The 18,284-nt window shown below is 51.2% G+C and carries 22 protein-coding genes and 1 tRNA gene; 6 read left to right on the top strand and 17 right to left on the bottom strand.

The annotated features are described in order from the left end of the window. Window positions 1-53 precede the first annotated feature (53 nt). Window positions 54-129 (top strand) — tRNA-Ala (locus tag WC813_04195). 112 nt (window positions 130-241) lie between these two features. After that, window positions 242-670, top strand: coding sequence for a hypothetical protein (locus WC813_04190; protein MFA5947194.1), 429 nt, complete (start codon window positions 242-244; stop codon window positions 668-670). Window positions 671-731: 61 nt separating this feature from the next. Here WC813_04190 and WC813_04185 read toward each other — a convergent pair whose 3' ends face one another. The 9 genes from WC813_04185 to WC813_04145 form a co-directional block, all read right to left on the bottom strand. Beyond that, entirely contained in the window at window positions 732-1,643 is a 912-nt protein-coding gene (locus WC813_04185; GenBank protein ID MFA5947193.1) for a 2OG-Fe(II) oxygenase family protein, read from the bottom strand. A gap of 119 nt (window positions 1,644-1,762) precedes the next feature. Beyond that, window positions 1,763-2,752, bottom strand: coding sequence for a D-glycerate dehydrogenase (locus WC813_04180; protein MFA5947192.1), 990 nt, complete (start codon window positions 2,750-2,752; stop codon window positions 1,763-1,765). A gap of 3 nt (window positions 2,753-2,755) precedes the next feature. Then, a complete protein-coding gene (locus WC813_04175) occupies window positions 2,756-3,487 on the bottom strand; it encodes a hypothetical protein (protein MFA5947191.1) in 732 nt (243 codons plus the stop codon). A 30-nt stretch (window positions 3,488-3,517) separates the two neighbouring features. Next, entirely contained in the window at window positions 3,518-3,685 is a 168-nt protein-coding gene (locus tag WC813_04170; protein MFA5947190.1) for a hypothetical protein, read from the bottom strand. 16 nt (window positions 3,686-3,701) lie between these two features. Further along, window positions 3,702-4,676, bottom strand: a complete 975-nt coding sequence (locus WC813_04165; protein MFA5947189.1) for a carbohydrate kinase family protein — start codon at window positions 4,674-4,676, stop codon at window positions 3,702-3,704. An 11-nt stretch (window positions 4,677-4,687) separates the two neighbouring features. Further along, on the bottom strand, window positions 4,688-5,518 hold the full coding sequence (locus WC813_04160) for a DUF2090 domain-containing protein (protein MFA5947188.1): 831 nt from the start codon (window positions 5,516-5,518) through the stop codon (window positions 4,688-4,690). A gap of 6 nt (window positions 5,519-5,524) precedes the next feature. Next, window positions 5,525-6,493, bottom strand: coding sequence for a carbohydrate kinase family protein (locus tag WC813_04155; GenBank protein ID MFA5947187.1), 969 nt, complete (start codon window positions 6,491-6,493; stop codon window positions 5,525-5,527). Window positions 6,494-6,499: 6 nt separating this feature from the next. Then, window positions 6,500-7,036, bottom strand: coding sequence for a methyltransferase (locus WC813_04150; protein ID MFA5947186.1), 537 nt, complete (start codon window positions 7,034-7,036; stop codon window positions 6,500-6,502). 1 nt (window position 7,037) lies between these two features. Further along, window positions 7,038-7,757, bottom strand: a complete 720-nt coding sequence (locus WC813_04145) for a pseudouridine synthase (protein MFA5947185.1) — start codon at window positions 7,755-7,757, stop codon at window positions 7,038-7,040. A gap of 40 nt (window positions 7,758-7,797) precedes the next feature. Here WC813_04145 and WC813_04140 point away from each other — a divergent pair, with 40 nt between their 5' ends. Then, window positions 7,798-8,268, top strand: coding sequence for a hypothetical protein (locus tag WC813_04140; protein ID MFA5947184.1), 471 nt, complete (start codon window positions 7,798-7,800; stop codon window positions 8,266-8,268). 66 nt (window positions 8,269-8,334) lie between these two features. Here WC813_04140 and WC813_04135 read toward each other — a convergent pair whose 3' ends face one another. The 6 genes from WC813_04135 to WC813_04110 all read right to left on the bottom strand — a co-directional run bounded on the left by WC813_04135 (window position 8,335) and on the right by WC813_04110 (window position 13,247). Further along, a complete protein-coding gene (locus tag WC813_04135) occupies window positions 8,335-9,345 on the bottom strand; it encodes a transketolase C-terminal domain-containing protein (protein ID MFA5947183.1) in 1,011 nt (336 codons plus the stop codon). Window position 9,346: 1 nt separating this feature from the next. Continuing rightward, a complete protein-coding gene (locus WC813_04130; protein ID MFA5947182.1) occupies window positions 9,347-10,333 on the bottom strand; it encodes a DUF4349 domain-containing protein in 987 nt (328 codons plus the stop codon). Between the two features lie 23 nt (window positions 10,334-10,356). After that, window positions 10,357-11,241, bottom strand: coding sequence for a transketolase (locus tag WC813_04125; protein MFA5947181.1), 885 nt, complete (start codon window positions 11,239-11,241; stop codon window positions 10,357-10,359). An 84-nt stretch (window positions 11,242-11,325) separates the two neighbouring features. Beyond that, complete coding sequence (locus WC813_04120; GenBank protein MFA5947180.1) at window positions 11,326-12,117, bottom strand: hypothetical protein; 792 nt, start codon at window positions 12,115-12,117, stop codon at window positions 11,326-11,328. Between the two features lie 21 nt (window positions 12,118-12,138). Then, window positions 12,139-12,795, bottom strand: a complete 657-nt coding sequence (locus WC813_04115) for a hypothetical protein (protein ID MFA5947179.1) — start codon at window positions 12,793-12,795, stop codon at window positions 12,139-12,141. A gap of 2 nt (window positions 12,796-12,797) precedes the next feature. Beyond that, window positions 12,798-13,247, bottom strand: coding sequence for an RpiB/LacA/LacB family sugar-phosphate isomerase (locus WC813_04110; protein ID MFA5947178.1), 450 nt, complete (start codon window positions 13,245-13,247; stop codon window positions 12,798-12,800). Between the two features lie 133 nt (window positions 13,248-13,380). Between WC813_04110 and WC813_04105 the strand changes: the two genes are divergently transcribed. Then, a complete protein-coding gene (locus WC813_04105; GenBank protein ID MFA5947177.1) occupies window positions 13,381-13,755 on the top strand; it encodes a hypothetical protein in 375 nt (124 codons plus the stop codon). A gap of 70 nt (window positions 13,756-13,825) precedes the next feature. Beyond that, on the top strand, window positions 13,826-16,690 hold the full coding sequence (ileS, locus tag WC813_04100; protein MFA5947176.1) for an isoleucine--tRNA ligase: 2,865 nt from the start codon (window positions 13,826-13,828) through the stop codon (window positions 16,688-16,690). 63 nt (window positions 16,691-16,753) lie between these two features. On the opposite strand, the gene WC813_04095 is transcribed toward ileS, so the two are convergent. Beyond that, window positions 16,754-16,990, bottom strand: a complete 237-nt coding sequence (locus WC813_04095; protein ID MFA5947175.1) for a hypothetical protein — start codon at window positions 16,988-16,990, stop codon at window positions 16,754-16,756. Between the two features lie 378 nt (window positions 16,991-17,368). Here WC813_04095 and WC813_04090 point away from each other — a divergent pair, with 378 nt between their 5' ends. After that, window positions 17,369-17,776 (top strand): hypothetical protein, encoded by a 408-nt coding sequence (locus WC813_04090; GenBank protein ID MFA5947174.1) that lies wholly within the window; start codon window positions 17,369-17,371, stop codon window positions 17,774-17,776. 81 nt (window positions 17,777-17,857) lie between these two features. On the opposite strand, the gene WC813_04085 is transcribed toward WC813_04090, so the two are convergent. Beyond that, a complete protein-coding gene (locus WC813_04085) occupies window positions 17,858-18,193 on the bottom strand; it encodes a hypothetical protein (protein ID MFA5947173.1) in 336 nt (111 codons plus the stop codon). Window positions 18,194-18,284: the final 91 nt, after the last annotated feature.

The following is an 18,284-nucleotide window of genomic DNA, read 5'->3' as shown; positions in this document are numbered from 1 at the left end:
GAAGTTGCACAATTTATCGCTTTTAAGTATCCTTTCCTAGCTTTTGAGTATTTGGGCTGATAGCTCAGTTGGTAGAGCATCTGCTTTGCAAGCAGAGGGTCCGGGGTTCGAGTCCCCGTCAGTCCACCAAACAAACATCCAGAATATGGGTGTTTTTTTGTATTTTAACGCTAATTTCATTGACTTTTTGCCATTTTTCTGCTATACTACAAGGTCTGAGAAACCCTAGAGGAGGATGCTTATGCAAGACGAAATCAAGGATAAGAAAGAAGAGCTGAAGGAAGCCGTTACAGAGATCAAGGCCGGCATTGCCAGCTGGATCTTCTCTGCGGTGCAGGGGATGCCCACTTGGGCGCTCGCCCTCATGCTCGTGGCCTCTACCACACTTACACTCGCGCAGGATGCCGCCGAGTCCGTTCCGGGCCTCGTGTATCTGGTTAAGCTGGTCGACGTGCCGCTTGTCTTCATCGACGGAGCGATCATCGACGGCGCAGGCCTCTTGGCGGCACTCGAGCTCGTGCGTCGGGCGCAGAAGGTGGAGTGGGTTGCCCACGCCAAAGCCATCGCATCCCGCATCGGGGCTTGCGCTCAGCGCCTCTACCGGCGCCTGCGGAGACTTCCCGAACCAGAAGTCGTGCATTCAGATGTTCCGGCTCCCGTGAAGGAGTGAACGTCTTTAAAAGAGCATCCCCGTCAGCGGCGTACCGCGGGCGGGGATTTTTGCGTTCGTGCTAACGCGACGAGACGGGAACGCGGCTTGCTTCACGGATCCACTTGCAGACGGGATCCCTAGTTTTGCCGCGGAATTCCGGCGGAAGGTACGAATGTTCGTTCAAGTGGTAGAAGCCGATGATCGCCCAGCGGCTTTCTCCCACGTCCGCGTTCATGCCGCCATGCCATACGGGATTGAACCGTTGGGGGTCCAGGTAGGCCAGCTTGGCGGATACGAATAGGTAGACGAGATCATCTGACGCGCGGCCGAGAACCGTCATCTGCGGTTCATTGACTTGGTAGTCCTCCTTCTTTGGCACGAGAAGACCGGCCTTGCTGTCCGCGAAGTGAATCGTGCCGTCGTTGCGGTCCCAGTGGCACTGCGCCCCGACCTTGCTTGGAGCTGACGGCGGGTCATAGAGCGCGCAGCGGAGCACCATGGCCGAATTCGGGTGCAGAATCTCGAACGTATCCATGGCCAGGTCCCAGAGCGCGCGCCCCTTTGTGAGGAGCCTGTCCGCGGCGTGAAGAAGCTCGCCATACTCCTCCATGTTTGCGCCGCTGGCCGCGAGCACTTCGTGCAGCTGCACTTTGTAGTGGAAGAGCCACTTGGGATCCTGCGGTTCACCGGTCTCCTTGTTCACTTCATTTTCACGGCGCATGAGTCCGAGATCGCACTGTCCCTGATGGAACATGACCTCGATGAGTTCCTGGCGGCGTTCCTCTGGGATACTCCGCGGAATATCCTCCGGCGTGTCCCAACGCCATCTGCGCTGTTCTTCCGGTGGGGCGATGATGAGACGTTTGAGTCCATCCGCCACCTTCTCTGCATCATCTCGGCACTCGAGCCGGCAGCTGGTCAGGCCACCTTGTGTGCGAAGAAGTTCGTATCCCTGCTTGGTACCAAAATTGGTCAGTCCTTGAATGTCCACGAGTCACCTCTGAAAAGAGTGAATACCACCACTATGCTACGGCACTCGGTGCATCAGGGGAAAAAGGATATCCCCGGGTTATCCACCGAAAGAAAAACCGCCTTTTCGGCGGCTTCTTTTTATCCCTTTACGGCGTTCGGTGGGGTTTTTCCGTCCAGGAATGCGAGAATGTTCTCTGCGGCGGCCCGGCTCATGGCCTGGCGGGCCTCGATACTCGCGCTCGCTGTGTGCGGCGTGAGGACAACATTCGGAAGTTTGCGGAGTTCGTAGGTATCGGTCGGATCGCAGTCGATTAACGGTTCACATTCGTAAACGTCCAGTCCTGCTCCTGCAATATCGCCATGTGCCAGGGCGACGGTGAGTGCTTTCTCGTCGACAATGGGACCTCGCGAGGTATTAAGCAAGTAGGCGGTCTTCTTCATGAGCTTCAGCTCCCGCTCGCCGATCAAATGACGGGTCGATGGGAGCAGAGGAACGTGGAGCGAGACAAAATCTGCATGTTTCAGGAGCTCGTCTTTCTCCATGAATGTCGCGCCAAATTCTTTTTCGAATTTTTCGTTTGGCTTGATGTCGTTATAGATGATTTTTACCCCGAATCCGCTGTGCATCCGCTTGGCGAGTGCTTCACCAATAGCTCCGCCGCCAATAATGCCGAGCGTCTTGCCGGCAATGTCTACCCCTAGGAACATCTTTGGTCCCCAGCCTTTGTATTTACCGGCGCGCGTAAAATCATCGGTTTCGACAATCCTATGGGCGAGGGCAAAGATGAGCGCGATGGTATGCTCGGCCACCGTTTCTGAAACTTCCGGTGCACGAGCGTTCGTGACCATGATCCCGCGCTTCTTGGCAGCTTCAAGGTCAATATTATCGAACCCAACCGCGTAATTAGCAATCATTTTGAGCTGTTTACCCGCGGCGCGCATGACAGAGTCATCGATCTTATCGGTTAGGAGCGCAAGGATGATGTCGACGCCTTTTACGTTCGCTTTAAGAACGCCAACCGGGATATTTTTGTTTTCCTCGTATACTTTGACCTCAATGTCCGCCCTCGCGCGTAACATTTTCAAGCCTTCATCCGGAATATCACGCGTCACGAAGATTTTGGTCATAAACTATTCAATTTTTGAGAAGTCGAGTGATGCACGGACGGTCTGCCAAACGCTGGGCGCGATGTAGTCTACGAACCTCGTATTTTGGTACTGCACGTATTTAACTTCAACAGTGCTGGCTCCTTTTTGTACGAAAATATGTTCAATCTTCACGTTCTTCTCGCTAAAGAAGTCGTCGTCATACTCAGCCGTTACTACCGTTGCAACCTGTCCATTGATCGTTTCCTGTTTAGTGGCAATGTTTCGATAGAAGGTTCCGCTAGCTGGGTATATCGAGAGAATATGCGTAGTAAGTGTCTCGCCAGTCTTTAGGAGGAGAGCCGTTGGTGTCTTTTGGATACGAATTGCGGCCGTTGGCCCTCCGTCACATTCCGAGCATTCAAAGATTGGAGCGTTTGGATACATGCCAATAGAAAAACGATTTCCACTTATTTCGCGTTGAATCTCGCCCGTTACCTGAATATTTTCTGGGTACTTAAAGCCGGGATGATTGGCATTGCCATCCACCGTTTTAGAGACAGTCACAGCTTCTTTTTCTTCACACGCCTTAGCTACTTTGTCAGATTCCGTCTTGATTGCGGCGCCCACCTCGCTCTTACAGGCTGCGGCAATAGCGGCGGAGTCTGGGCGGTTGGCGTTGAAGTAAATGATGAGCGCAATAGCGGCCATGGACAAGCACAATATCGTGAAGATGAGCGAGAGCACGAGTACCGGGGTTCTTGATGGGGTAGGCATATGGTGTATGGGTTTGGCGACGCCAAACCCTTACTTTATGGCGGCGACTGCCGCTTCGGCACAAGCTTTAGCTATAGTTTTCGTATCAACTCTGGTCTGATAGAGCTGCACGAGTAGGACAATGACGGCAATAAGTAAACCTAAATTCCACAGCAAAAACATTATTGCCCAGCCTTTGCGTTTATTTTGTTCTGCCATATACCTAAAGTATACGCTATTTTGAAACGAAAACACGGATTTCGTCTAGAAGTTTCTTGTTTGGCCACTTGGCCATGATGCCGGCCTTTGCGCCAATGTGCTGAATGACGCTTTCCGCGTTCAGCGTGCCGACTTTGAGCGCGTCTTCGACCGACATGCCTTTAGCGAGTGCCGCGACTACTCCGGAGCCGAAAGCGTCGCCTGCGCCGGTGCGCGAGATTGATGGGACATTGCGGTTGCGCGCGGAGTACCGAACTTTACTGAAGGATGCGTAGGCCCCTCGAGGTCCGTCGGTGACGACCGCCAGCGTGGTTTCACTCGATAACTTTGCGGCTAACTCTTTTCCGTCTTTCGTCGATAGTCCGGTGAGCTTCTGCGCTTCTTCTAGGTTCACGAGGAGTACATCAACGTCTTTCAAGAGCGCTCTAAGCTCAGAAGCTTTGAGAAGCTCACCGCCGCCGGGGTTCACGGCAATTTTCGCGCCTGTTTTTTGGGCATGGCTGATGATTTTTGCAAGCAATGCGACGTTTCCGGACAGGGAAGACACGTAATACCACTTTGTGGCGAGAGTTTTGAACGGGACATCGGCCAAGGCAAACTCGGACGATACGCCACGGTGCACCAGGGCGGTTCGTTCGCCGTTAGGGGCTGTTAAAAGCGTGCTGTAGGCCGTCTGACCGCCTTTGATGCGCTTTACCAGGCTCGTGTCGACTTTATAGCGTGCCAGATCGCGCAATACATCGTCGCCGGGTTCGTCTAGCCCTACTCGAGAAACAATAGCCGTCAAAAATCCAAGATTAGCGAAGGTCACGGCAGCATTGGTAGCCCCGCCCCCAGTTGATAGTACGAGCTGTTCGACGTCGATTTTCTCTCCAAGCGCAACACATTCACCGACTCCGGTGGAAAATTTATCGGATTTGATGAGTTGGAACGATTTGGATAGTAAAAAAACATCCCGAACTGCAGAGCCGATCGTAATGATGTCGTACATATGCTCCCATTCTACACCGCGGCATTCCGTTTCCAAACATCAATGAAATGAAGATAGTTTTTGGCGATTTCCTTGACTGCATCTTCCCGGGAACATTCTTCGTTGTGATATTTCTTGAGTGCGTCTAGGAAGATGGTTCGGCCAATGGCAAATCCGCTGACTACACCGCTTTGTGCAGCTGCCTTTGTCCATGATTCAACCGCGCTCGCGGATTCTCCTCGGCCAAGCATGATCACGGGGATGCTTGTTGCCTCTGCGAGCTTGTGCCAGGACTCGACGGACGAGAATCCTTCCAGTTTCCAAATAGCCGGAACAATTTTATGTTTCAAAAGTTCTTTGACTGCGGCAATAACAGGATCGGGGTCTATCGGCGTTGCCTTTGTCAGGACTTCGAGCATGAGGGGGATGCCGCTTTGCCGACAAAAGTCTGACAGACGCTGCAGTTTTTCGCGCTGTGGTTCGTTTACTGTTTCTTCGCCCACGTTGTAGCGAATTAACACTTTTGCATACGTTGGCTTTACCTCGAGCAGAGCTTTGTCGAACTCATCCCCATGAATAAATTCTAGGGTCGAGCCGCTCTTTTCCGTTGAAACTATATGAACGATACCTTTTGCTTTAGCCTCTGAAATAACTTGCGCCCCAAGTTCTTCGTCAACCAAAACGCCTGGCGTCCCTGCTTCACTCGCTTCATCAAAAGCCAATTGCACGGCCTCCCAGACGACCGTCTTTAATGCCTTCGCCGTAACGATGTCCTTACCCTTGAGCGGATATGGCTTGCCGAAAATTTCCTTCGCAAATCCCGAGCGGTGATCAAACGGCAAGATGAAGAGGGGGAAATGCATATCACTCTACAACTCTTTAGTTTGAAAGCTTGGATGCGCTCTTAGGCGTTTAGCGATTTCCGTATGCGTGAGTAGGCCAAGGGTAGGACCAACATGTTCAATGACGGAGGCCGAGTTAACCGACCCCCAGCGGAGAGCCTCGCGATGCGTTTTTCCTTTGATGAGCGCACCTAGGAATCCGGTTGCAAAGGCATCGCCAGCGCCAGTTGCTTCCTTCATGGTTCCAGGAAAGGCTGGGACTACGTTCAGCTGCTTGCCGTCAAATGCATATGCGCCCTGCGGGCCGTCTGTGACAACGACGTATTTTGGTCCAAGAGCTTTCAGCATAGCCATAATACCGTGGATGGTATCACCCTCTTTTTCTAAGAGAACACGGGCTTCGCTCTGATTGACGAACAATACTTCGCAGGTCGCGAGGAGATCAAAAAGTTCGCGTTTTTTCTCTTTAATCTGGATAGCTCCAGGATTCAAACTGATGCGGATTCCTTTTTTGGCCTGAAGAACGGCATCTTTATAAAGATGCTCATAGCCATCTCCCACCTCGCAAATATGTAGAAAATTAGTGGCTAAAATCTTAGCTGGCAAGTGATATTCCTGTGGCACGAAGTCCACGAGCTGAGTTGACTCACCTTTAAAGTTGAGTACTACGGCCGCACTTGAGCGGATATTTTTTTTGGTTTTAATGTTCGAGGAGTCGACCTTATTTTTCGAAAGGAAATGTAGCGCCTGGTTGTATACGTCGTCTTCACCCATGTGGCTCAAGACGCTGGTGGATAAACCCATCCTGGCCGCCCCTACAGCCACATTCGGAGCGCTGCCCGCAATCTGGGTGACAAAGGCTTCGACCGGAATCTTTTCGCCGTATGCCAGACAAAGTTTACAGTCCGGCATTTTTAGCTCGCACTTCACGCTGGCATCATGGATGACAATAAACGTATCAAGCTTCACATCGCCAACCGAGATCAAATCTAGCATATACCCCTATTCTACATGACGCAGGGACTTCCCGGTATAGAGAAAAATGGATAACAGTTTGTCTTCTTTGAGAGTTTTAAGGGGCGTGGTGTTAGGAAATGGCCAAGCTTCGACAACTACTTGGGCCTCATCTTTTATGTCACGTTTGAGAAGCTCGACCAGTTTTGGATAGCTCTTAGACAGTAAGAAGATAAATACCAGGTCTGCATCTTCCACGGATTGCTTGAAAAGATTACCAAAACGAATATGCACGTGGCGGTATTTCTTAAAATAGAGAAGTTTACGTGCCCAGCCAAAGAAGAGGGGGAGCAAGGAAATGTCATAGCCAACGCACACGACTTCCGGGAACTTTCTAGCTACTGCGAAGAGCATGGAACCATCCCCGCAGCCGAGGTCCACTACTTTTTGTCCTGGTGTGAGCTTGAGGTGGTTAAGCAAATGGGCCCGATCTCTCGGCTTTGTCGGCAACCAAGGGGCTGCAGAAACGCCAGCAATAGCCGCGGAGATAACAATAGCGAGCACTATTATTTGCAGGAGCCACATACTACTTCTGGTCTTGGCCAATCTCCTCAAGCCCTTTCCAGAGGATCGTTTCTTCTTCGCGGGTCAGATGTCTCCATTCGCCAACCTGAAGATCGCCTAGTTTGATGTGCATGATGCGCACACGGGTTAAGCCAATGACTTGATAGCCGAGCGCTTCGCACATACGGCGAATTTGTCGGTTTCTGCCTTCGACGATAGTAATGGCGAAAGTATTTTCGGTTCGTTCATCAAGTTTTGCTGGGAGTGTGCGGCCATCCTCAAGCTGGACGCCCTTTTTCATCTTTTGGATGAAATCGGGGGTTATTTTTTTGTCTACCGTCACGATGTATTCTTTTTCGTGTTCACCTTCTGCGCGAAGAATTTTATTGACGATCGAGCCGTCATTGGTCAATAAAATAAGGCCAGAAGAGGCTACGTCGAGTCGACCGATATGGAAAATTCGTTCCGGGTAATGGACGGCTTCGACAATATTATCCTGTGCTTCCGGGTCAGCCGTACAAATAATACCGACCGGTTTGTTATAGGCTAGGTACACCTTTTCTTTGGGCGAGGTGTCTACTTTCTTGCCGTCAACGACAATTTCTTCGGTGCCCTCCACCTTTTCGCCCATGACCGCCTTTCTGCCATCAATGGTGATTTTCCCAGCCTCGATTAGCCGGTCAGCTTCTCGACGCGAGCAAACACCTTGTTCAACCATGAACTTATTTAGTCTGACGGGCATATTAACGCCGATCGTAGCACGTAGTGTACAATTTGCCCATATGAAGAAGCTTCTCCTTGGTTTGTCGGCAGTTCTGTTATTGGGCGCTGGTTGTTCCGGCTCGGACAGCGGTGATTTAACGCGAAATAGCGACGGCTCGCCCTACGTGCCGGTGGCCCAAATTCCGGCCAAACTAGGCCCTCAACCAGCCTATCCTGGTGATAACCCAGATATTTCGGTGCAGGGAGTATGGGCCGGTTTTGTGCTCGCCATTGCAGACAACAAAAACTGCGACGAAGCCAAACTCTATCTGATGCCAGCGCTTCAACCTTCGTTTACCGCGGACGCCTGCAAGCAGATGAGCGATTACATCATGAACGTGCCGAGTATTGATTGGTCGAAGACAGTGACCTCGGCAGATAAGAAGAAGGTTACTTTATATAGTTATGAGGGTGAGTTATTTGCTGACTATTTGCTTGGTACGGACGGAGCTTGGTACCTGAACACGCCGGTTTGGGTAGCCAAATTGTAGGAAATAAAATACAGCTCTTCGAAAATTGGGTCGGGTTACCTCCCAAATTTTTCTCCGAGCTGTATTTTATTTTTTGGAAGAGATGGAATGTTTTTTCAACTTCATCACTCGATGCACAGCCTTGGCAATCCAGGGTGCAGTCAGTTTGTAATGTTCGAGCAATTCTCGCGGTTCCCCGGACTGGCCGAAGGTGTCTTCCATGCCCACGCGTTCAACGGGGACAGGGACAGTCTTTGCGAGGAGCTCGCAGACCGCCCCGCCAAGGCCGCCGGCGGCTTGAGCCTCTTCAACGGTGACTACGGCGCCGCATTCCCGAGCCGCGGCGATGACTGTCGCTTCGTCCATTGGTTTGATGCTGACCAGGTTGATGACCCGAGCTTCGATTCCTCTGGTCTCAAGTTCTTTTGCGGCCAGGAGAGCTTCATACAATAGGGGACCGCAGGCCAGAATGGCAACGTCCTTGCCGGTTCGGTAAACCTCTGCCTTTCCAATCTTGAAAGGAGTTTTTTCGGTGGTGAACACCGGTGTTTTTTCACGAGCAAAGCGGATATAGACCGGTCCTTCGTGTTCGGCTGCGGCCACAATTGCTTTGCGTGTTTCAAGCGCATCGCATGGGACGAGCACGGTCATGTTCGGTAGGACGCGCATGATGGCAATATCCTCAACCATTTGGTGTGTTGCTCCATCAGGGCCAACTGATACGCCCGCGTGTGCGCCGGCGATTTTTACATTTGTTTCCTGAAGGCAAATGGTGGTACGCACCTGCTCCCAATTGCGGCCCGGAGAGAAACAGGCATAGCTACAGATGAATGGAATCTTGCCGGCGAGTGCCATGCCGGCGGCGATGGCGGCGAGGGATTGCTCGCTAACCCCCATTTGTACAAATCTGTCTGGGAAGGCTAATTTGAAAGATTGAGCTCGGGTTGACTCGGTTAAATCAGCGCAGAGCACCATGACATCCGGACTTGCTTTGCCAGCTATTACCAAACCTTCTCCGAACCCATCACGCGTGGGGGCTTGCTGGATGTCAGTGTCGAATAACTTTTTGGTCAGGTTGGCTGATTTGGCGATTGCCATATCACGATCGGATCAATTTTTTGATCAGCTTGTACGCCAGGAAGATAATAACCGCCGAAGGAATAGCGAGCGCGCCACCGATAATCACGAACCAGATGGCAAAGGTTAGGAAGGCCTCGGCTAGCAGAATGACTGCTTGCCCGGCTTGCTTGAAGTCACGGCCAAGATCAAATTTTCCGGCTGGAATGTTAAGATTTGCTTGTTCGGTGAGATTAACCGAGATAGTTGAATAAGTGGTTTGGTTGCCGAGGTATTTAATTTGTCCGGCTACTGAATCAATTTCGTATCGGATCTGGTTTAAGCGTTCGGTAACAGAGAGAATATCTTCAATCTTTGTAGCTTTCTTCAGGATTTCTAAATACTGTTCCTCAACCGCTTTGGCTGATTTGAGGCGGGCTTCCAGGTCTGTATATTGTTCGGTAACATCCTGGCCATTGACCGTTTGCGTGGTCACGCGGAGAGCCAGGCCAGTGAGCGAAGAAATAGTGTCGTCGAATTTGTTTTCCGGAACTCGGATAGTGACGTAGGCGGAGACCGTACCGTCTTGGTTCTCGACCACGTTTGATGATTCGACAAAGCCATCATTTAGCTTGGCTATATTCGCAACCATGGTGGCGCTTTCACGTGATGACTTCACCTCAAGCGTCAGTGAGGCATTTTTTATAATCCGCGGCGTGGCGGTAGCGGCCGTGTCACCGCCGTTGTAATACACAGGCGGCATGGGCGAGATGAAGGCTGATTCGCTGGCGGATTTTGTGCCGTAGTAGGCGTCCATCATGGGTGCCCCAATAGACACCGCTTGGCCGCTAGAGCCAACGGTCACGCCGCCCATCATAGTGCGAGTGGTACCCGGAAGGAGCAGAGTATTTCCGCCAAACATGTGTCCGCGTGTCTGGAACCAAGAAAAACTGCCCAACAGAATTATGAGAAGCACTCCGCCGATGATCACCGACCAGAACCCTACTGATGATGTGTTTTTGATGGCCATATGTTGCGTATTTTAGGTTTAGGTTATTCCATCTCAGACCTGATAGTACCGCCCAAGGTTCGTAATTCTTTCAGGGCGCTTTTTAGTTCATCGCCAGCTTTGGGCGTCTTACCGTGCCAGCTTGGTTCAAACTCCATGTAGCTGACGCCTTTGCCTGGGATGGTGTGAGCGATGATTACCGTTGGTGTTTCCCAGGTGGCTTTGGCTCGATCAGTCGCTTCAACGAACTCTTTAATGTTGTGTCCATCGATTTCTATGACCGTGAAATTGAAGGCTTCGAACTTATCGCGCAGACGCTCGAGCGGCATGATGTCTTCAGTATAGCCATCGATCTGGATGTTGTTTCTGTCGATGATCCAGGTAAGATTATGTAGTTTGTTTTTTCCTGCGAATAAGGCCGCTTCCCAGGTAATTCCAGCGGCTAGCTCGCCATCGCTCATGATACAGAAGGTGTGCCAGGGGCGGTTTTCTAGCTTGGCAATGTAGGCGGCACCGGCCGATTGGGGAGACCCATCGCCGAGCGGACCAGATGTATTTTCCAGACCAGGCAAGAAACGAACCTCAGGATGCCCCTGAAGACGTGAGCCAAATTTTCTGAGCGTTGCTAACTCCGCCTTGGGGAAGTATCCCGCATGAGCCATCGTGGCGTAGCGAATAGGAACGATGTGGCCGTTACTCAGGAACAATCTATCACGATCCTCCCAGTTCGGAAGTTTCGGATTGTGATGCAGGACATGGAAGTACAGCGCCGTAAAAATATCCGCCATGCCAAGCGGTCCAGCCGAGTGTCCGCTCCCGGCTGTGGTCAGCATCTTTAGGAGATCTTCTCGGATGGTGTTCGCTAAGAGCTCAAGCTCGCGGAGTTTATTATCTGTCAGTGGCACTGTTGTTTGTCGAACGATTGGCATAAGTTGTTCGTAGTATATAACAAAAGACCGGAGCCTGTGCCCCGATCTTTTGAACCTACCACCTACCACCTATCACCTTTTCTCTTACTGTACGTATACCGCGCCAGTGTTCTGGGAATTGTAACTATCAAAGAAGGTGAACGTTCCGGCCTTCTTAAAAGTTTGGATGAAGCTTTCGCCGGCGTTCAAGGTACCGGTACCCCAGGTGAGGTCATCTCCGGTAGCGGTGTGCTTGGTACTACCCGTGTTTGTGAAACGAACGCTCTGGCCGACCGTGATGTGAACATCAATTGGCGAAACACCGGCATCCGTTAGATTTATGGTGGAAGGTGCTTGGAGATGCTTATCTCCGTTAATGCTGACGGCAGCGGTGGTCACAGCTGAAGGCGTGAAATCTGAAAGACCGTTTACATCAGCACCTTTCTTGTAGTTGCCGAAGAAGCCGTCTGGAATATCATCAATCTGTTTGTTCCAAGTGCCGCCATACAGGGACGAGGCTACCGCTTCGCCGTTTACATGGCGGAGAGTACCGCCGGCATCAACTGCATACACGCTTGGGTCAGAGTCAATTTTGACCATCTTTACACCTGGGCGATATGTGACATTGCCGCCAATCTGGATTTTAGCCAGTTCAGCATCTGAAATGTACTTCACGGTATCAAAGTTGGCGTACCAAGTGCTGTAGGTTTTGAAGTTAGGGAAGACATAGCGGAAACCGTCGGCGCCCAAATAGTACACGGCCGCGTATGTTTGGCCGCGGATCAAATCTCCAGAGGAGACGCTGACCGCAAAAGCGTGCTGGCGGGACAGGCCAAAGGACGTAGCGCCAAAAGCGCCAATAACCGCAGCTGCCAATAAGGTTCGAGTAAATTTCATACCCAAAAGAAAATATAAGGGTTATGGATTCATAATAGCACAGTGGCCTAGCTCTTCAAGTGCATCTTCCGGCGAGTGGGATTCCCACAAAGCTGAGGCCGCAATCGCTCGGCTGGCTCCTGCTTCAGTGATAGCTCTAATACTCTTAGTGTTCACCCCGCCGTCGACCGCGATCGATAGGTCAGGAAAGAGTGCCCGAGCTCGTTTGATTTTTGAGAGGACAATTTCTTCCAGGAATTCTTGGCCAGATGCTCCGGGGTGGACACCCATGATTAATAACTCATCGGCGCAGCTTCTCATATTATCAAATGTTTCAACTTGGGTTTCTGGATTAACTGCAATGGTTACGGACATACCCATGAAATTCATTTTCTCGCAGGTTCTAGCTGGATCACTAATAGATTCTGCGTGAATGATGACGTTTTTGAGGGTAGGAACTTTAGTTTTCCAAAAAGTAGCGTGCCTAGAAGGGTGGGTAACCATTAGGTGAAGTTCAATTTCCGGCAGATTCGGCCATGACCCAATAATTTTTGGATCAGCCCAACAGGTTCCCGGTACGAGCGTGTTGTCTAGGACGTCGATGTGGAATCGTTTGGCGACTCGTCGAAGACCTGGATGAAAGAGTTTGTCATGACAATCGCGTTCGTCAGTGGCTAGCACGGCAGGGGTGATTTCCATAGTTATTTTTCGAGTTTTGCTACTTCCTCGATTCTTCTCTTATGTCTTTCTGCTCCCGAGAAGTCCGTCGAGAGGAAGGCGTGAACGATTTCGAGCGGATCGTCGTTCACGTCGAGTCGTCCGGGAACGCAGATGATGTTCGCGTCGTCATCGGTTCTCATGGTTTCCGCAGCTTTGATCGAGTAACCCACTCCGGCGCGGATTCCTTGGAATTTGTTTGCCGCAATACAAATGCCTTCTGCATTTCCGCAGGAGAGGACGCCGAGCGACCCGGGATGCTCGCGAACGGCCTGCGCAACCCTGGCCGCATATTCCGGATAATCGTCAGTTGGATCGTTTTTGTGGGCGCCGAGGTCTTCAACAATGTGTCCTTCGTTCTTCAGATACTCGAACACACTGGCCTTTCGGGCAAAACCCGCGTGATCAGCTCCTAAATAGACAGTTTTCTCCATAGGTTGCCTTAAGTATACAGAAGTGCTAACCTCCTGCGCTGGAGGTGTCCATGATTTTCCCGCTTGGCATCACGCTTCACGCGCTTAATCGCATGTCCTGGCACGTGACTCACAACCGCATTGCAACCTGGATGTGCCGAGCGATTGGCCGGGAGGTCTGGTGGATAGATTCCTCTCCGTCCTAGCGATGATCGCTGTCTACTTGGGCTGTTTGCCAAAGAAAGAGGTTTGCTACCTCTATTCCTGGAAGGCAGCTATGGTGGCCCATGCACGTGTTCAGGGAACTCCTGAACTCACGGAGAGGATGATCTACGAATGGTGTTTTTGGGAGATCCGGTACGCCGCGCTCGGCTATCGGCCGCTCTCACTACACTTCCTCGAATTCGCCGTCTTGCATCATGAGCCAATAATTGACGGCAAGTGGCACACTCGTCGTTTGCCGGGTGAACGCGTCATCCCGCATGCTTGCCGTTTCCGTCAGACCTTTCGTCAAGGGGCTTCGCCATGAGGCCCCTTCTTCTTTTTCTTAACTTGCGATTTTAGGCTTTTCCCTTTAGACTTTCACGTATCAAACCTCTATGTCCGACGACAAAAAATCCGCTCATTCCACCCAAGAACTGGATATCCTCAAGTACTGGGAAAAGAATAAAGTTTTCGAGCGCTCGGTCAGCGAACGCCCGGAAGCAAAGCCCTACACCTTCTACGACGGCCCGCCGTTTGCAACTGGTTTGCCACATTACGGCCACATTGTCGCCTCCGTCATGAAGGACGCAGTGCCTCGTTTTTGGACCATGCGCGGCTACCGTGTTGACCGCCGTTGGGGTTGGGATTGTCACGGCTTGCCGATTGAAAACATTGTTGAGAAAAAGTTTGATTTGAAGAGCCGTAAAGATATTGAGCACTACGGCGTGGGCGCATTTAACGATCAATGTGAATCGACCGTATTACAGTACGCCGAGGACTGGAAAAAGGTCATTAACCGTCTTGGCCGCTGGGTAGACATGGACAACGCGTACCGCACCATGGACCGTCCATTCATGGAGTCTATTTGGTGGGTATTTTCTACACTTTGGGAGAAGGGTTACATCTACGAGGGTAGAAAAGCCATGCAAATCTGTCCGCGCTGCGAGACTTCTTTGTCGAACTTTGAAGTCGCTCAGGGCTACCTAGACGTAACCGATATTTCGGTGACCGTTGCTGTTGAAATCACGAGCGGGAAGTACAAAGGCGCGAAGATTCTTGTTTGGACGACTACTCCGTGGACTTTGCCTGGTAACGTTCTCCTTGCGGTCGGCGCGGACATGGAATATTCGCTCGTCGAAGAATCCGGCGAACGCTATATTTGCGCGACGAGTAGGCTCGGCCACGTTTTCAAGGGCAAGGAGCCGAAGGTTCTCGAGACTTTCGCCGGGAACGTCCTTACGGAGTCTACGTACAGCCCCATTTTCCCGTACTTCGCTACTCACGGAAACGCTTTCCGGATTGTTTCTGGCGATTTCGTGACTGATACTGACGGAACAGGAACCGTTCACATCGCTCCCGGCTTTGGCAGCGACGACATGATGTTGGGCGAGGCTGAAAAGGTAAAACCGCTCATGCACGTGAAGATGAACGGCCAGTTTGTAGACGAGGTAGCCAAGCCGATGACGGAAGAAGGCTATCCCGTCGAAGGGATCCCGATGAAGGCAAAGGGGGAGTACTCGGTCATCGACATCCAAGTCATCAAATGGCTCGCGCATCACGGAAAACTATTCGGCAAAGAGAAAATAGTTCACAGCTACCCGCACTGCTGGCGCTGTGACACTCCGCTTTTGAACTACGCCACGAGTTCATGGTTTGTTCGTGTTTCAGAAATGAACGACGAGCTCTTGAAGAACAACCAAAAGATTAATTGGGTGCCGGATAACATGAAAGAAGGCCGTTTTGGAAAGTGGCTAGAGGGCGCGCGTGATTGGGCCATTTCACGTTCCCGTTATTGGGGCACGCCGTTGCCGGTTTGGAAGAGTGAAGACGGCGAAGTGATCGTCATTGGTTCAGCTGAAGAGCTCGAAAAGTTCGTCGGCCACAAGGTAGATAACCTCCACAAACATGTGGTTGATTCTTTGGTCATTGAACGCGACGGCAAGGAGTTCCGCCGAATTCCAGAAGTGCTCGACTGCTGGTTCGAATCTGGCTCAATGCCGTACGCACAGCTTCACTATCCATTCGAAAACAAGGAGTCATTCGACGCCAAGTTTCCTGCCCAGTTCATTGCCGAGGGTCAGGACCAGACACGCGGTTGGTTCTACACGCTTCACGTGCTGGCGAACGCCCTTTTCCAGAAGCCAGCTTTTGAAAACGTCATTGTGAACGGCATCGTGCTCGCAGAAGACGGCAAGAAGATGAGCAAGCGCCTCAGTAACTACCCGGACCCCATGGAAGTCATGGAAAAGTACGGCGCTGATGCTGTCCGTTACTATTTGATGTCTACCCCTGTTGTCCGCGCCGAGAATCTTCGCTTTAGCGAGGCTGGCGTGGATGAAGTAAGCAAGAAGTTCATTACGATCATGAAGAACTGCGTCAGCTTTTATAAGCTTTACGCTGAGCACGATGACGGTCGCGCCCCGAATGGTAAACATGTCCTCGACGCTTGGATTCTTGCTCGCTTGAACGAGACACTCGCCGTTGAAACTGCCTCGATGGAAGCCTACGAGCTTTCTGAAGCCGCCCGCGTTCTCCAGTCATTCGTGACAGACCTTTCTCAGTGGTACGTCCGCCGTTCTCGCGACCGAGTCAAAGTGGATGGTGACGACCGCGCCGAGGCTTTGGCCACGTTGCGACATGTTCTCGAAGTATTCTCGAAGATGACGGCTCCCTTCATGCCATTCTTGGCTGAAATGATTTGGCAGGAACTCGGCAAAAAGGATTCTGTTCACCTTGAAATGTGGCCAAAGGCTGAAAAGGTGAGTGCGAAGTCCATTGAACAGATGGGGGAGGTGCGGGCGATTGTTTCCCGCATCATGGAAGTCCGTGTCGAATCTGGAATGGCCGTGAAACAGGCTCTCGGTTCAGCCGAAATCACTACGCCGACCGGTAAGATCAGTAAAGACCTTCAAGCCGTAATCCTCGACGAAACAAACATCAAAAAAGCCTCTGTCAAAAAGGGCGATCTTAAAGTTGAGGTCGATCTCAAGCTCACACCCGAGTTAGTCCGCGAGGGAATCGCCCGCGAGGTGACTCGAAAAGTTAATGGCCTTCGCAAAGACGCCGGCATGACTATTGCCGACCGTATTCATCTGTTTATTTGGTCTGATTCCGCCGAAGTGATGAAGATGTACGAAGAATTCGGCGAGGACATGAAGAACGATACCCTTTCGAGCAAAGTAGAATTCGGGAAAAAAGAAGGCCTGGCAAACGTCGCAAGTTTCCGCGTGGCAGAGCAGGATTTGTCGGTTGGGTTCTAGAAAAGGAAGAACCGCACCGTCGAGGAGCGCCGTGTGGCTCTTCGGGGTGCGGTTTTGTTGTGATTACTTCGAAGGCTTGTTGTTGTCGACTTCTCGGCAGTTGAAATAGCCCCATGAGGGGTCGTACGCCCAACCGGTACAGATCCAGGAATCATGGTCGGACTGCGTTATGGACGGTTTGCCCATGGTAGTCGCGGCGATCAAGAAGAGTACAACGAGAAGGAAGATGCCTATGGCGGAGCCGTAGACCAAGATTCGGATACGTCCGTCTTGCTTTTGTTCGCCCATGAAATCCTCCAAACTGTTGTTAAAAACCCTTTTAGTGTAGCAAAAAAGTGAGGTTTTGTCAATGTATTATGGCTAAAATGAGCGAAAATGAGGTGAATGTGGATAAGTTTTGACGGGGTGCCGGGAGATATGGTGGAATGTATGTACCGGGTAGGTTACCCGCACGGGCTTATCCCAGGTGATACAAAAGCAAACTCCCCTTTATTGGCGGGGTTTGTATTTGTTTTATGCCAAGCCAAGGACTACTCCCCATTGGGCCCGTGCGGTAATTGGTAACCACCCCGGATTATCACCTGGGAGTTACTGGTTCAACTCCCGTCGGGTCCACATAACTCGGCACCAACCACTCCGCCATAAAAGGGCGGAGTTTGGTTTATACTGAGATCATATATGGAAATGACAAAGAAGGATTACATGAAGAAGGTATACGCATACGACGATCGCCTCACACCGCGAGACTTGTACAGAGCCAATCGGTACGCATGGTATTCATTTCTTTGTCTAGCGGTCACTTTAGGAACGCCAGTTATTTTTTTCGGATTTGAGCAGATGACCGGATTCGGCTCAGTCATCGGTTTAGTCGTGAGTATCGTGGCTATCAGTTTTGGTTTTTCCATGATTAACACGGCTAAAGCGGCCTTTATTCGTAAGTACATTAAGCATCTTTCCTATGCTGGTGTATATCATTTTGATGCGCGAGCCATTACGGCGGCGAAAGGATACCTGATCCTTGGTTACGCTTTTCTTATTCTCGGTTTAGTTTGTATCGCGGGCGTTTTATGGTTTCTGATCAACTAGTTAATTAAAAGAAGAACCGCACCGTCGAGGAGCGCCGGATTGGCTCTTCGGGGTGCGGTTTTGTCGTTTTGACGGGTCTGGCTACTGCTGTTGCCAGCAGCGGATGTTCTCGCTAGCGGCGCTCCCGTCTTTCGATTGGACCTTGAGCTCGAGCGTGGTCGGGCTCGTGAAGCTTCCGGAGACGATCTTGTCTCCGAAATCACCCGAGATAGCCTCGGCGTCGACTCTGGTCGCGCTAGACTGATCCTCGCACGTCCATGTGCCACTGATGAATGGTTGGAGCTCGGCCTTGGGCGAATCCTGTTGGCGGGTCGCCAAATGGTGATTCCAGATGGCGGCAGCCACACAGAGCGCTATGCTCACGAGCGCTGCGGGAATGGCGATTGAAAGCTTGTTACGTTCCATTAAATCCTCCAAACGGTGTGAAATTTGCTAACAGAAAACCCGTTTAGTATAGCAAAAAAACGCGCTTTTGTCAATGTTTTGTGGCTAATATGAGCCAAAAGAG

Source organism: Patescibacteria group bacterium (assembly GCA_041659765.1).
Classification (GTDB): Bacteria; Patescibacteriota; Patescibacteriia; order UBA9934; family UBA9934; genus JAGORL01.
Note: the sequence above shows the minus strand (reverse complement) of the source record. Positions and strands in the feature narration are given on the sequence as shown.